Here is a 14565-nt window from a genome sequence, read left to right as displayed (position 1 = left end):
AAAAATTACAGTTTTTCAGCAATACGTAGTACAGAGCTGCGAGAGCGCGCGTTCTCTTCAACTTCTTCTTTAGACGGCTTAATTGCCTTACTCACAGGTTTTAGGTTTGCGCTACCCAGTGCCTTGATTTGATCTTCGGTCATTGGAATACCGTGAGGGACTTCAGGGCCTTTACTCTCTTTGCGGATAAAGCGCTTAACCATACGGTCTTCAAGAGAGTGGAAACTGATCACTGACAGGCGACCTTCAGGCGCTAAGATGCTAGCTGCTCCTTTCAATGCCGTATCGATCTCTTCCAATTCACTGTTGATGTAAATACGGAACGCTTGGAATGAACGCGTTGCTGGGTGTTTTTTCTCTTTAAAGCTTTTTGGTGCCGCCTCTGAGATTAACTTCGCCAATTGACCAGTGCGCGTCATCGGTTCGTTTTCTTCATTTTCACGGTAAGCCACAATCGCTTTAGCAATACGACGAGCATGCTTATCTTCACCAAATTCACGAATCACCCAGGTAATATCGTCAAGGTCTGCTTCCATCAACCACTTAGAAACAGGGATACCCGATGTTGGGTCCATACGCATATCTAACGGGCCATCTTTCATGAAGCTAAAGCCACGTTCTGCGTCATCCAACTGCGGCGAGGAAACGCCGAGATCAAGCAAAACACCATCGACTTTACCAACTAAACCGTAGTCTACCGCGTAGTCCGCCATACCCGAGAACGGCCCATGAATAATGGTGAAACGAGGATCATCGATCTTACCCGCTTCAGCAATCGCTTGAGGGTCTCTGTCAATGCTGTAAAGACGACCATTGTCACCCAGTTTCGATAAAATAGTACGACTATGACCACCACGACCGAATGTTCCGTCAATATAGATGCCATCTGGCTTAATTGCTAAGCCATCGATAGATTCATGTAAAAGTACGGATATGTGTTTGAATGCTTCGGTCATAGTTATCTCATGTAGCTGACGCATTGATAAATTCAGACTCTCCAGTGTACTGATTTCGCGGCTTATCGCCACCTCTAGCAAAAGAGAACTCGTGATTTTGCGCCAAGTTTAATGGTTAGAAATTTAATTTGGTCAATAAAAAGCAAAAAACCCATCATAACAATAAAGTTACGATGGGTCTCGAATAGGTGGAGTTGACACATACGCCGGGTTCTGTAACCGCTTTCGCGGCGGTAACCATTCGTCTAGGCCTGCAATCACTCACAGGCTCGAGCAACCTACCCGCCTCCTTACGCGAGCAACGCAATGTGGAGGCCTATTTGGTCTTGCTCCGGGTGGAGTTTACCTTGCTACGCACTGTTACCAGACGCACGGTGCGCTCTTACCGCACCCTTTCACCCTTACCTGTTCCCTTACGGGCCATCGGCGGTTTTCTCTCTGCTGCACTTGTCGTGGGCTCGCGCCCCCCAGGCGTTACCTGGCACCCTGCTCTTTGGAGCCCGGACGTTCCTCCCCCCTGTCAGTCTCCCGAAGGACGTCAACGTCAGTCTCCAAAAAGGACCTCAACGTCAGTCTCCCGAAGGACATCAACAGAGCAGCGATTACCCAGTCAACTCCGAGGGCGGATTGTATAGACTTCTACTGTAGGTGTCTAGCGAGATCACACAATTGCTGCAAACGAGGGGCTAAGTGGTGAAGGATTAGCCAAGATAACTTATCCCCTTCCTCTTCTAGACCTCTAATCTAAGTTCTCTAGTCCCCATTTATAGAGAGCATTTTTCTTGAGGTTGTAAATCTCAGCCGTCATTGCGGCCGCTTTCTTGAGAGGAAGTTCTTTGGTCAGAATAGTCAATGTTCTCGTCACTTCATCAGGAAGCGTATCTTCCGCTTCGGTGCGATAACCATGAATCAATAGCGCCATTTCACCACGCTGCTGATTTGGATCCGATTTAACCCACTCAATCAGCTCGCCCAATGGCATGCCCTGAATCGTTTCAAATGTCTTAGTCAACTCTCGAGCCAAGACAACCTGACGCTCAGGCCCTAAGATATCTAGCATATCATCAAGGGAGTCTAAAATTCGGTGAGGCGATTCGTAAAAAACACAGGTGCGCTCGGCTTTTGCAATCTCCAGAAACTTATCTTTACGCCCTTTACTTTTGGCTGGTAGAAAACCTTCAAAGCTGAAACGATCTGATGGAAGACCAGATGCACTCAACGCAGTGATTACAGCACAAGCCCCAGGCAGAGGCACAACTCTGACGCCCGCTTGACGACATTGATTGACAAGATGGTATCCTGGATCACTAATTAATGGGGTACCCGCATCAGAAACCAATGCAATAGAGTGCCCAGCTAACAATTTGTCGACTAATACTTGCGCTTTCTGCTGTTCATTATGATCATGAAGCGCAAAAGTTTTCGTTTGAATGCCAAAGTGAGACAGTAGTTTGCCACTATGACGTGTATCTTCAGCCGCAATAAGGTCAACTGTAGATAGCACTTCTATCGCTCGTTGAGTAATATCACCTAAGTTGCCGATTGGCGTAGGTACGATATAAAGAGTTGGAACCTCAGTTGGTAAGGTTTTGTTATCTGTCATTTGTTTACCATCACTTCAACGATTAATATAGACACAATTTTATACGGAATTATAAAGAACTCATGGCCAAGAAAAACCACAAGCGTCTCAGTGTAACACGCTTACTGACTCCTGTAGCACTTGCTGTCACTTTGGCAGCGTGTTCTTCTGCTCCTAAAACACCTCAGAGTGTGGATATTACCTTAGATCCAAATCAACCTGTTCAAACTTATCTAATGCGCGCGGATAGCACGAGCGGCGCTATTCAAAACGATTGGTTGATCATGGCCCTTAAAGCGTCTGTCGATAATGGCGACACAACGCAAGCTGAACTTCTCATTAAACGTTTAGCTCGCCAAACACTGACTGACATGCAGCAGGCTGAATGGCAACTTGCGCGAGCGGAACTGCTGCAAGCACAAGGCAAACCTCAGGAAGCGTTAGACCTATTAAACTTCCGCCCTTCATGGCAGCTTGCTAACGAACAGTGGGGAACTTACCATCAAGTTCGTGCCTCTTTGTACGTTCAGTTAGGAGACTTCTACAACACCGCGAAAGAGCTTTCTCTTGGCAGTCAATATCAGCCTGAATCAGAGCAAGCAGCGATCGCTGATAACATCTGGCGTAATCTAGAGTCTTATACCGGTGCCGCTCTGCTCGCTAACAAACAACAAGAGAGCAATAGTGTTTGGCTAGGTTGGCTTGAGTTATCGAGTGACACCAAAGTACTGTCAACAAACTTGCCAGCACTCAAAGATCGCTTAACTCAATGGATTGAGCAAAACCCGACTCACCCGGCGGCCCAATACACACCTCAGGCCATCCTTGATATTCTGGCTTTAGAAATCACCAAACCAGTCAATACGGCACTGCTGCTTCCTCTTTCAGGAAAATTCGCTAAGCAGGCACAATTGATTCGTGATGGCTTTGTTTTATCGATGATGAATGATAAAGAACGTGACGAAAATGCCACGCTAACGGTCATTGATACCAACGAGAAAACACCAGAAGAGATCAAATCAGCGATCATTGATAAGCAGGTTGATTCCATTGTCGGTCCTTTAGTTAAGAGCAACATTGAGCAACTACAACAAGCATTTGCAGATTCAAACAGTAATATTTCAGCACTTGCTCTTAACATTCCCGATGAAATTGTTCCTGGCACCAACGTTTGTTACCTAGCGCTTTCTCCAGAGCAAGAAGTCGCGCAGGCCGCTAAGCACCTTTCTGCACAAGGTTATCAATACCCACTTATCTTGGCGCCAAAAGGCCGTCTAGGCTCTCGTGTTGTTGAAGCCTTTGAGCAAGAGTGGAAAAAACACAGTGACACTAAGGTCGCGGTGAATCTATTCGGTGATAAACGTCAACTACAGCGCGATATCAATAATGTCTTTGGTTTACAATCAAGTCAGCAGCACATCGCTCAAATGGAGTCGCTACTGAGCGCCCCATTAGAAAGCCAGCCTCGTAGCCGTCGCGATATCGATTCGGTTTACATCGTTGCTCAAAGCTCTGAACTTACTCTTATCAAGCCGTTTATCGAAGTGGCTATCAACCCTGACACAGTGCCACCAAAACTGTACTCGAACTCACGCAGCAACAGTGGTCGTCATCAATACGAAGACCTATCCGGTGTCATGTACAGTGACATCCCACTACTGATTCAACCAGAGGCTGCACTGAAAGCGCAAATGGATCAACTGTGGCCGAAGGAGTCGAATGCAGAGAAGCGCCTTCAAGCTCTTGGGATGGACGCCTACCAACTTCTTGAGCACCTACCACAAATGAAGGTGGTCCCAGGCTACAACATCCAAGGTAATACCGGGGTGTTAACCATCGACCAAAACTGTGTCGTACAGCGCGAAGTCACTTGGGCTGAGCACGGTGCCAAACACTAGTCGCTCACAGGGGCAACTCTATGAAGCCGCTGCCGAAAAGTACCTTATCGGTTGCGGCTTAACCATAATTGAGCGAAACTTCCTTGCCAAAGGTGGAGAGCTCGACCTGATTATGCGTGACGGCCCTACCATCGTGTTTGTCGAAGTCCGCTATAGAAACAGTCAGGCTTATGGCCATGCAGCGGAAACCGTCACTCGCAGCAAAATAAAGAAGCTAATCAAAGCCGCCAATGTGTGGTTGCTGAAGAATGGCTTATCTATCTATTCAACAGACTTTCGATTTGACCTTATTGCGATTCATAAGCAAGGTGAGCAAATCGAATGGATTAAGAACGCAATAACCGAAGGATAAACAATGCTCGATAGCATTAAAGACAGTTTTACTGAAAGTATTCAAATTCAAATCGCAGCCGCAGAAGCGTTACCTGACGCGATTACTCACGCTGCACAAGCGATGGTGGCAAGCCTACTGAATGGCAGCAAGATTCTCTGCTGTGGTAATGGTGGCTCTTCTTCAAACGCGCAACAATTTGTTTCTTGTCTTCTAAACCGCTTTGAAACTGAACGCCCAAGCCTTCCGGCTATGGCTCTCACCGCTGATAACACAACATTAACGGCAGTGGCGAACGACTACCACTACGAAGAGATCTTCTCAAAGCAAGTTCGTGCATTTGGTCAGCCAGGCGATATTCTTTTGGCGATATCGACCAGCGGTAATAGCAAAAACATCATTAAGGCCATGGAAGCGGCGGTAACGCGTGATATGACCATCATTGCATTAACCGGTAAAGACGGTGGTGAAATGGCTGGCTTGCTTGGTGAACATGATGTAGAGATCCGTATTCCATCTCACAGAACGGCAAGAATTCATGAAGTTCATATGGTGACGATGCACTGCTTATGCGATCTTATCGACCAAGTATTGTTCCCAGCTCACGAAGAGTAACTTATGCATTCTGTTAAAGCCTTTTTCCTTGCTCTCATCCTTCTTTCAACCACAGGCTGTGCGGGCCTGTTTGTTGCTGGAGCAGCCACCACTGCCAGTATTGTGATTGATCCACGAAGCACTCAAGAAATTTGGAACGATAACAACATTGAGTTTGAAGTCGCAGGCATCGGCAACAAAGCGCCCTTTCGTGGAAATGCTCGTATCACAGCCAGTTCATACAACGGGACTGTGGTCCTAGTGGGGCAAGCGAACACTGAGTCGTTGAAGCGCGATTTTGAGTCTCAAGCACGTGACATCAAAGGGGTGAAAAACGTTCACAACCAATTGCGCGTCAAGGCTCCTATTTCAATGGGCGAGATTAGCCACGATAGCTGGATAACAACCAAAGTTAAATCAGCGTTGCTAGCGAACTCTGAACTCAATGGAGTAAAGATTAAGGTTATTACAGAAGATAAAGAAGTGTTCTTGCTTGGTTATGTCTCTGAGCAACATGCGGATATAGCAACAGACATTGCCCGTAACATTTCTGGCGTAAAACAGGTGATTCGAGCCTTCCATTCTGAAAGCTAATCCCGCGTTCTTATATCTGTCTTAGGCACCAAAGACCATAATTGGGGCACAAAAAAAGCAGCGTTTTCACGCTGCTTTTTGTTATTTTACGACTCTTAAACTTGGGCGACCTTTTGGTCTCGGTGGTTCATCATCACCATCATCGTCAGAAGCGGTTGTTTCTTCAGAGTCTGAAGCAACAGAGAGAGTCATCTCTTCCGCTAGCTCCTCTTCTTCAAAGATACCTTCTTCATACTCACCCTCGTAAGCTTCTTCAGGCTCAAACATAGTGCCTGCGCCGTTCTCTCGAGCGTAAATCGCTTGTACTGCATAAAGCGGAACAATAACCGAATGAGGGCGACCACTAAAACGAGCACTAAACGTAATCGCTTCGTTGCCAAGCTCTAAATTACCCACCGCTCTTGGTGCAATATTTAGAATGATTTGACCATCTTGCACGAACTCGAGCGGTACTCGTACCCCAGGAAGATCAGCAGAAACAACCAAATGTGGTGTTAAGTCGTTATCTACCAGCCAATCATAGAATGCGCGCAGCATGTATGGTCGGCGTGGTGTCATATTTGCGATATCCATCTTCTCGATTAGCGAGTTAGACGCATTTCACGTTCAGCTTCTGTAAGAGAAGCTAGGAATGAATCACGCTCAAATACGCGGTTCATGTAAATCTTAAGCTCTTTAGAACCTGGGCCAACTAGCTCAATACCCATTTGAGGTAGACGCCATAGCAAAGGTGCAAGGTAGCAGTCGATTAGGCTGAACTCTTCACTCATGAAGTATTCATACTCTGCAAACACTGGCGCTAGAGTCAGTAGGTCGTTACGCAGTTTATTACGTGCCGATTCCGCTTCTTCAGCGTTGCCTTTTACAACTTTCTCAGCAAGCGTGTACCAGTTTTTCTCGATACGGTAAATCATTAGACGACTATTACCACGAGCAACCGGGTATACAGGCATTAGCGGTGGATGAGGGAAACGCTCATCTAGGTATTCCATAATGATCTTTGAATCGTAAAGCGCTAGCTCACGGTCAACCAGTGTAGGAACTGTCTTGTACGGGTTAAGTTCAATAAGCTCAGCAGGTAGATTTGCATCATCTACAAGTTCTACTTCAACACTTACACCTTTCTCTGCTAGAACAATACGTACCTGATGGCTATACATATCAGATGCACTTGAAAACAGAGTCATCACAGAACGTTTATTGGCAGCTACAGCCATGGAGCCCTCCAGCACACTTACAAATATAAAAACAATGGAGGCTATGCCTCCATTGTTAAGTTCAAAAATTGGGAATTAGCACGGTATGATAGCACAATTAGTGCACATCACGCCAATACTCTTTCTTCAGCAATACTACAACGATAGTGAAGATAACAAGGAAACCCATTACCCACCAACCTAGAGCATGACGCTCGAGTTTCACAGGGTCACCTGAGTACTCTAGGAAGTTTACGAGATCACGCACTGCGTTATCATATTCTTCTTGGTTCAGCTCACCAGTACCGTCTGATTGAGTACCAACAACTTTCGTCACTTCTTTGCCATCAACAATCTCTGTTGCGTAAACCGGCTTAGGAATACCTTGCAGCTCTTCTAGAACATGCGGCATACCAACACTTGGGAAAACAACATTGTTAACGCCAAATGGACGGCTTGGATCTTCATAGAAAGAGCGTAGGTAAGTGTATAACCAATCTGTACCACGAACTCGAGCAACAAGAGTTAGGTCTGGTGGTGGAGCACCAAACCATTTCGCCGCTGATTCTTGTGGAATCGCGCTCACCATAAGATCGCCAACCTTCGCTTCAGGATCAAAGATCAGGTTATCTTTTAACAAATCAACTGGGATACCAATGTCACGAGCAACACGCTCGTAACGTTGATATTGCGTTGAGTGACAAGCGAAACAGTAGTTCATAAACAGCTTGGCGCCATTTTGAAGTGAAGCTTGGTCACTAAGGTCATTGTTTGCTTTGTCTAGTGGTACGTTTGCACCCGCTGCCATCGCCAATGAAGGCAGCATTGCAAATAAAATTACAATCCATTTTTTCATTTGAATGTCACCCTTTCTGGTAGTGGCTTAGTCGCTTCATTCTTACTGTAGAAGAACAGCAATACGAAGAACATGAAGTAACCCAAACTAAAGATTCGAGCTAACAGCGTGTATAGATCCGTTGCTGGAAGCGCGCCTAGAATACCAAGAGCAATGAAACTGATCGTAAATTGGATGATATTGAATAGGTGGAACTTACTGCGGTAACGGTAAGAACGGACCTTACAACGGTCAAACCACGGTAGAGCAAACAGTACAGCGATTGCACCACCCATCGCGATAACACCAAGTAGCTTATCTGGAACCGCACGCAGGATCGCGTAGAACGGAGTGAAGTACCATACAGGAGCAATGTGTTCAGGCGTTTTCAGTGGGTTAGCCGCTTCAAAGTTAGGTGGCTCAAGGAAGAAACCGCCCATCTCTGGGTTAAAGAACAGCACGTAACAGAAGAAGAACAAGAAGCCAGCAACACCCACCATATCCTTAACCGTACCGTAAGGGTGGAACGGAATAGAGTCGATGATGTCGTATTTCTTAGTGTAATCCTTGTGGAATGGGAACTGAGTTTTGTAGTCATCGCCCATTGTGCCTTTAGGAAGCTTGGTTTCGATACCGTCAGGGTTATTCGAGCCCACTTCATGCAGCGCGAGTACGTGAAGTACGATTAGCAGCAGAAGTACAATTGGCAGTGCGATAACGTGCAGAGCGAAGAAACGGTTTAGCGTCGCACCAGAGATAACGTAGTCACCACGAATCCATAGTGTTAAATCGTCACCAATAACAGGAATTGCACCGAATAGTGAGATGATTACCTGCGCGCCCCAGTAAGACATTTGTCCCCAAGGAAGTAGGTAACCCATGAACGCTTCAGCCATCAACACAAGGAAGATAAGCATGCCAAAGATCCACAGCAGCTCACGAGGCTTCTGATATGAGCCGTAGATAAGACCACGGAACATATGCAGATAAACGACAACGAAGAATGCTGACGCACCTGTAGAGTGCATATAACGCAGTAGCCAACCGTACTCTACATCACGCATGATGTATTCGATTGACGCAAATGCACCATCACCAGATGGTACGTAGTTCATTGTTAGCCAAATACCCGTGAGGATTTGGTTAACCAAAACAAGCATTGCCAACGAGCCAAATAGATACCAGAAGTTAAAGTTCTTCGGCATCGGGTACTCAGAAAGGTGCTTCTTGTACGCGTTCATTGCGGGTATGCGTTTTTCTACCCAATCCAGTAGACCTTGCATTATGCCTCCCCTTCTTCGTCAACACCGATAAGGATTCTTGTATCACTTAAATACATGTGCTTTGGAACAACTAGGTTCAATGGCGCAGGAACACCCTGGAATACACGTCCTGCCATGTCGAACTTAGAACCATGACATGGACAGAAGAAACCAGATTTCACACCCTGAACTTGTTCATTGAAACTGTCAGGTAAATACGTTGGTGAACAACCAAGGTGTGTACAGATACCTACTGCAACAAAATACTCAGGCTTAATTGAGCGGAAAGCATTCTGAGCGTAAGTCGGTTGTTGTTCTTCACCAGAAGACGGGTCACGTAATTGACCATCGATTGATTTAAGCCCATCTACAACGGTTTGTGCACGACGGACAACCCATACAGGTTTACCACGCCACTCGACACGAACCATTTGCCCTTCTTCAAGTTTACCGATATCAACTTCAACAGGGGCACCCGCAGCTTTGGCTTTGTCACTTGGGTTCCAAGATTTAATAAAAGGAACGGCGACAGCAGCAGCTCCCAGACCACCAACAACAGCTGTTGTCGCGGTTAGGAAACGTCTACGGCCGTTATTTAAAGGCGCATTGCTCATCCAAACATTCTCCCATTTGCTCCTTGTGGATTATTGTTATTCCGCTTAAAGAGCATGGCTAACAAAATACGAATTTAGTTGTATTTATTTGACGGCAAATGATAAATAAAACCCTACTTTTTGACAAGATAAAGCTACCTTTTTGTAACATTTGTGAGGCGAATCGCCTGTGAGGTCACAAAAGGAGAGTAAGTAAGGTACTGCAAACGGTAAGTCTGTGTCGGAAAGGAATTTTTTGAGGGATAAAAAACAAAAAAGCCTGGCAGAAGCCAGGCTTTTGGACCACATTCCAATGTAAACATTGGAAGCGAAAAATCTTTCGAAAAAGATTAACGCTTAGAGAACTGTGGACGACGACGTGCTTTACGTAGACCAACTTTCTTACGTTCAACGCAACGAGCGTCACGAGTAACGTAACCAGCTGCACGTAGAGTAGGACGTAGAGACTCATCGTATTCCATTAGAGCACGTGTGATACCGTGACGGATCGCACCTGCCTGACCTGAAATACCGCCACCTTTTACAGTAACGTATAGGTCTAGTTTCTCAGTAAGTTCAACTAGCTCTAGAGGCTGTTTAACAACCATGCGAGAAGTTGGACGACCAAAGTACTCATCAAGGCTACGCTTGTTGATTACGATGTTACCGCTACCTGGTTTAACAAAAACACGTGCAGCTGAGCTTTTGCGACGGCCAGTACCGTAGTATTGATTATCTGCCATTTTCGAAATCCCCGATTAGATGTCTAGTACTTGTGGTTGTTGAGCAACATGGTTGTGCTCAGCACCAGCGTAAACTTTCAGCTTACGGTACATAGCACGGCCAAGAGGACCACGTGGTAGCATACCTTTAACTGCTAGTTCAAGAGCCATCTCTGGCTTGCGATCAATTAGCTTCTCGAAGCTGATTGATTTTAGGCCGCCAGGGAATTCAGTGTGACGGTAGTAAATCTTACCTTTAGCCTTGTTACCAGTTACAGTAACTTTCTCCGCGTTAACAACGATGATGTAATCACCAGTGTCACAGTGTGGAGTGTACTCAGCTTTGTGTTTGCCACGTAGGCGAGATGCAATTTCACTTGCTAGACGGCCAAGAGTTTTACCTTCAGCGTCTACAACGTACCAGTCGCGTTTTACAGTTTCTGGTTTAGCAACGAAAGTTTTCATGCTAATAATAACCCGTTCAATAATTAAATTTACACTTAAGGAGCTTTCGCTCCCACTGACTAAGAGTCCAGTCAACACCCCTTCGAGTGGTTGGCACTCTCGACCCGTTATGTCGAAATACCTTCGATAATAAGGTCTGCAGTAACGGTGGGTCGCAAGATTATAGGGAAGTCAGTTGAAAAAATCACCTCTTTTCGAAGAAAAAATTCAACTTTTTTTGAATCCCACTCTGAGCTAGCGAGGTTTTACGCCAAATGCTCTTTTGCCAAGTAATCATGGCTTTGCATTTCTATCAAACGTGACTGGCAACGTTTGAATTCAAAGTCAAGCTGACCACCCGCATAAAGTTCTTCTAAAGCGATCTCAGCAGAAATGATCAATTTCACGTTACGTTCATAAAATTCATCCACTAACGCAATGAATCGTCTTGCTGCATCGTCTATCGTACTGTTCATCTGTTTTACATCAGCTAACAACACTGTGTGGTACAAACGTGACATTTCGATATAGTCATTTTGACTGCGCGCTGACTGGCATAACTGCTCAAAACTTGCATGAAGGACATCTTCTGAGGCTTGAATTACCGTAATTTGGCGATGATTTATCTCTATGCTTGTTTGTCCTTGTTTCCCTTCCCCAACCAACTGCTCGTAATAATGAGCTAGGTTAGTTGCGGCGGCTTTATCGAGTGGGAAGTGATAGATTTCAGCTTGTTCCAACGTTCGTAGTCGATAGTCGATTCCACTGTCGACATTCAAGATCCGACAGTTTTCTTGAATAAGTGCGATGGCGGGTAAAAAACGAGCGCGCTGTAGACCGTTTCGATACAGCTGTTCCGGCGGAATATTTGATGTCGCGACAAGAATTACACCTCGCTTGAACAAGGCTTGGAATAATGTCCCTAGAATCATCGCATCAGTAATATCGGACACAAAGAACTCATCGAAACAGATAATTTCTGTTTCAGACTTAAACTTGTCCGCCACTAATTCCAATGGGTCGTTCACATCTCCGAGTGCGTTAAGTTCATCATGAACACGGTACATAAAGCGATGGAAGTGCACGCGCATCTTCTTGTCGGTCGGTAGCGCTTCAAAGAATGTGTCAACAAGATACGTTTTCCCTCGACCTACACCGCCCCAAAAATAGAGGCCTTTAGGCGCTTGGGGTAAACCTGCCTCTTTCTTCGAAAACCAACTCCGCCAGCCACTCGGCTTCTCGACCGGCGTATTCATATATTCGATAAACTCGTGATAAAGCGTATCAAGTGCAGTGACCGCTTGAAGTTGAGCTTCATCCTTTTGAAAACCGTGATCTTTTATGTCTTTGTTATAGATTTCTAATGGCGTCATCGTATCGCTACCTGATGAAGAAGACTGTTAAACTGCTATGTAGAGCACATGCATTTTTCTTTATTGGCTAAGACTCTCATAGTACCATGTGAGCTCAACATGTGTAACCAACCAGTAAAAAACATGTTAAATAACAATGATAAGGAGCTATTATGCCTTGGATGTACGCCTTAATTGGTTTGCTTGTCGGTACAGTATTGGGTGTGGTCATTTCTCGCTTAACAACACCTAGTTATAAGAAACAAAAGAGTGTCCAAAAAGATTTAGAAAGCGCTAAATTTGAGTTAGAGCAACAAAAACAAGACCTTGCCGATCATTTCGCCCAAACAGCGGAAATGCTAGATTCTGTCGGCAAAGAGTACACGAAGCTTTATCAACACATGGCTAAAACGTCATCAGAACTTCTTCCGAACCTTCCTGAGCAGGATAACCCGTTCGTTAAGAAAGTAACGCAACAATCAGAGTCGAACGACACTGAAAGCAGCCAAGCTGACGCAGATGTTCAATCAATCAGTGAAGCACCAAAAGATTATGCGTCTGGCTCAACCGGTCTTCTAAAAGAAGAAAAAAAGGCCATCCTAGATTCGCAAGATGTTGTTTCGGAGAAGAAAGCTTCCTAATATCTCCTGTGAACTTTGCATCGGTTTTTGAGTCATACTCCTAGAAGTGGCCACTGAGCTCTTATCTATCGTATCAAGATTAGAGCTCAGCCCTTAATCAACTAGGAGTATCCGATGAAAAAGCCTTTGCTTGCCTTAACTGTCCTTTCTCTAAGCCTAAGTTCAATCATCACACCAATACAGGCAACCGCCGCCCTACCTTTCGCTGTTGATGGGGAGCAACTTCCCAGTTTGGCCCCAATGCTCGAAAAGGTGACCCCTGCCGTTGTTAGCATTTCAGTTGAAGGCACTCAAGTCTCTAGACAAAACATTCCAGAGCAATTTCGATTCTTCTTTGGTCCGGACTTCCCGACCGAACAGCTTCAGGAGCGCCCATTTAGAGGCTTGGGCTCCGGGGTTATTATCGATGCCAAGAAAGGTCACATCGTGACTAACTATCACGTCATTAATGGCGCTGAAAAAATCCGTGTAAAGCTGCGCGACGGCCGTGAGTATGACGCAGAGCTGATTGGCGGCGATCAGATGTCAGATGTGGCACTACTCAAACTCGAAGAAGCAAAAAACTTAACTGATATAAAAATCGCAGATTCAGACCAACTTCGTGTTGGCGACTTCACTGTTGCTATCGGCAATCCGTTTGGACTTGGGCAAACCGTGACCTCTGGCATTGTCTCCGCGCTGGGACGTAGTGGACTAAACCTCGAAAATTTAGAGAACTTTATCCAGACAGACGCAGCGATAAATAGCGGCAACTCAGGAGGGGCGTTAGTAAACCTTAAAGGTGAACTAATTGGTATAAATACCGCAATTTTGGGCCCTAATGGCGGCAATGTGGGCATCGGCTTCGCTATTCCATCGAATATGATGACCAACCTCACCGAGCAAATTCTTGAGTTCGGCGAAGTAAAACGCGGCATGCTCGGTGTGCAAGGTGGTGAGATAACTTCAGAACTGGCAGAAGCTTTAGGCTACGAATCTAGCAAAGGCGCCTTCGTCAGCCAAGTTGTTCCAGACAGTGCGGCTGACAAAGCGGGCCTTGAACCAGGAGACGTCATCGTTTCAGTTAACGGTAAGTCGATTGATTCATTCAGTGAACTACGTGCAAAAGTTGCCACTTTAGGGGCGGGTAAGGAAGTGACGCTGGGCATTATTCGCGATGGTAAGAGCAAGAGCTATGACGTGACATTGGGTGAACAGTCCGATGTAAAGACCACCGCAGATAAACTTCATCAAGGCCTCACTGGCGCTCAGCTAACCAATACCAATGCGTCAGATAAAGCTCAAGGCGTAAAAGTGACATCGGTTGAAGTAGGCTCCAATGCCGAATCTTATCAATTACAGCAAGGTGATATCATCATTGGAGTGAACCGCCAGCGTGTCAAAAACCTCGCTGACTTTAGAACGATTGTTGAGAACCATTCAGGCGTTTTAGCGCTTAACATTCAACGTGGTGACCGTAGCCTTTACTTAGTCATCCGCTAGGTTTAGTCGTTATCCGATAATTACATCAAAGCCATAAATGCGATACAGGCTTGAAAGGACAGGAGCTTATGCTGCTGTCCTTT

16 protein-coding genes and 1 other RNA gene are annotated in these 14565 nt (G+C 45.6%); 6 read left to right on the top strand and 11 right to left on the bottom strand.

What is annotated here, in order from left to right; all coding sequences use genetic code 11:
- Positions 1 to 5 precede the first annotated feature (5 nt).
- The 3 genes from rsmH to rsmI all read right to left on the bottom strand — a co-directional run bounded on the left by rsmH (position 6) and on the right by rsmI (position 2559).
- Positions 6 to 956 (bottom strand): 16S rRNA (cytosine(1402)-N(4))-methyltransferase RsmH, encoded by a 951-nt coding sequence (gene rsmH, locus EJ063_RS09610; protein ID WP_126574074.1) that lies wholly within the window; start codon positions 954 to 956, stop codon positions 6 to 8.
- A gap of 186 nt (positions 957 to 1142) precedes the next feature.
- Positions 1143 to 1574: RNase P RNA component class A (gene rnpB / locus EJ063_RS09605), an RNA gene on the bottom strand.
- 121 nt (positions 1575 to 1695) lie between these two features.
- A complete protein-coding gene (gene rsmI / locus EJ063_RS09600) occupies positions 1696 to 2559 on the bottom strand; it encodes a 16S rRNA (cytidine(1402)-2'-O)-methyltransferase (protein ID WP_126574073.1) in 864 nt (287 codons plus the stop codon).
- Between the two features lie 62 nt (positions 2560 to 2621).
- On the opposite strand from rsmI, the gene EJ063_RS09595 reads away from it, so the two are divergent.
- Genes EJ063_RS09595 through EJ063_RS09580 form a run of 4 tightly spaced genes read left to right on the top strand, consistent with a single transcriptional unit; the run spans position 2622 to position 5955 of the window.
- Positions 2622 to 4436 (top strand): penicillin-binding protein activator, encoded by a 1815-nt coding sequence (locus tag EJ063_RS09595; protein ID WP_126574072.1) that lies wholly within the window; start codon positions 2622 to 2624, stop codon positions 4434 to 4436.
- A complete protein-coding gene (locus tag EJ063_RS09590; protein WP_126574071.1) occupies positions 4423 to 4788 on the top strand; it encodes a YraN family protein in 366 nt (121 codons plus the stop codon). The genes EJ063_RS09595 and EJ063_RS09590 overlap by 14 nt, the downstream gene beginning before the upstream one ends.
- Before the next feature lie 3 nt (positions 4789 to 4791).
- Positions 4792 to 5382 carry a phosphoheptose isomerase gene (locus EJ063_RS09585; RefSeq protein ID WP_126574070.1) on the top strand — a complete coding sequence of 197 codons (591 nt, stop codon included), beginning with the start codon at positions 4792 to 4794 and terminating at the stop codon, positions 5380 to 5382.
- A 3-nt stretch (positions 5383 to 5385) separates the two neighbouring features.
- Entirely contained in the window at positions 5386 to 5955 is a 570-nt protein-coding gene (locus EJ063_RS09580; RefSeq protein ID WP_126574069.1) for a BON domain-containing protein, read from the top strand.
- A gap of 81 nt (positions 5956 to 6036) precedes the next feature.
- Here the strand turns inward: EJ063_RS09580 and sspB are convergent, their stop codons facing one another.
- From sspB to zapE, 8 genes are all read right to left on the bottom strand, one after another.
- Positions 6037 to 6528, bottom strand: a complete 492-nt coding sequence (sspB, locus tag EJ063_RS09575; RefSeq protein ID WP_126574068.1) for a ClpXP protease specificity-enhancing factor — start codon at positions 6526 to 6528, stop codon at positions 6037 to 6039.
- A gap of 8 nt (positions 6529 to 6536) precedes the next feature.
- The gene (gene sspA / locus EJ063_RS09570) at positions 6537 to 7172 is read right to left on the bottom strand and encodes a stringent starvation protein SspA (protein WP_126574067.1); all 636 of its coding nucleotides are present in this window, start codon (positions 7170 to 7172) and stop codon (positions 6537 to 6539) included.
- Between the two features lie 97 nt (positions 7173 to 7269).
- Positions 7270 to 8007 carry a cytochrome c1 gene (locus EJ063_RS09565; RefSeq protein WP_126574066.1) on the bottom strand — a complete coding sequence of 246 codons (738 nt, stop codon included), beginning with the start codon at positions 8005 to 8007 and terminating at the stop codon, positions 7270 to 7272.
- Positions 8004 to 9269 carry a cytochrome b gene (locus EJ063_RS09560; protein WP_126574065.1) on the bottom strand — a complete coding sequence of 422 codons (1266 nt, stop codon included), beginning with the start codon at positions 9267 to 9269 and terminating at the stop codon, positions 8004 to 8006. Before EJ063_RS09560 ends, EJ063_RS09565 begins: the two co-directional genes overlap by 4 nt.
- Entirely contained in the window at positions 9269 to 9862 is a 594-nt protein-coding gene (gene petA, locus EJ063_RS09555) for a ubiquinol-cytochrome c reductase iron-sulfur subunit (protein WP_126574064.1), read from the bottom strand. Before petA ends, EJ063_RS09560 begins: the two co-directional genes overlap by 1 nt.
- Before the next feature lie 329 nt (positions 9863 to 10191).
- Entirely contained in the window at positions 10192 to 10584 is a 393-nt protein-coding gene (gene rpsI / locus EJ063_RS09550; RefSeq protein WP_004415472.1) for a 30S ribosomal protein S9, read from the bottom strand.
- A gap of 15 nt (positions 10585 to 10599) precedes the next feature.
- Positions 10600 to 11028: a 50S ribosomal protein L13 gene (gene rplM, locus EJ063_RS09545; protein WP_004744972.1), complete on the bottom strand. Its 429-nt coding sequence runs from the start codon at positions 11026 to 11028 to the stop codon at positions 10600 to 10602.
- A gap of 245 nt (positions 11029 to 11273) precedes the next feature.
- The gene (gene zapE, locus EJ063_RS09540; protein ID WP_126574063.1) at positions 11274 to 12380 is read right to left on the bottom strand and encodes a cell division protein ZapE; all 1107 of its coding nucleotides are present in this window, start codon (positions 12378 to 12380) and stop codon (positions 11274 to 11276) included.
- A gap of 152 nt (positions 12381 to 12532) precedes the next feature.
- Between zapE and zapG the strand changes: the two genes are divergently transcribed.
- Complete coding sequence (gene zapG / locus EJ063_RS09535) at positions 12533 to 13000, top strand: Z-ring associated protein ZapG (protein ID WP_126574062.1); 468 nt, start codon at positions 12533 to 12535, stop codon at positions 12998 to 13000.
- 114 nt (positions 13001 to 13114) lie between these two features.
- Positions 13115 to 14482 (top strand): DegQ family serine endoprotease, encoded by a 1368-nt coding sequence (locus EJ063_RS09530; RefSeq protein WP_126574061.1) that lies wholly within the window; start codon positions 13115 to 13117, stop codon positions 14480 to 14482.
- The last annotated feature ends 83 nt before the right edge of the window (positions 14483 to 14565 follow it).

The organism is Vibrio aquaticus, from assembly GCF_003970385.1.
Lineage (GTDB): Bacteria > Pseudomonadota > Gammaproteobacteria > Enterobacterales > Vibrionaceae > Vibrio > Vibrio aquaticus.
This window is presented reverse-complemented; position numbering and strand designations above follow the sequence as displayed.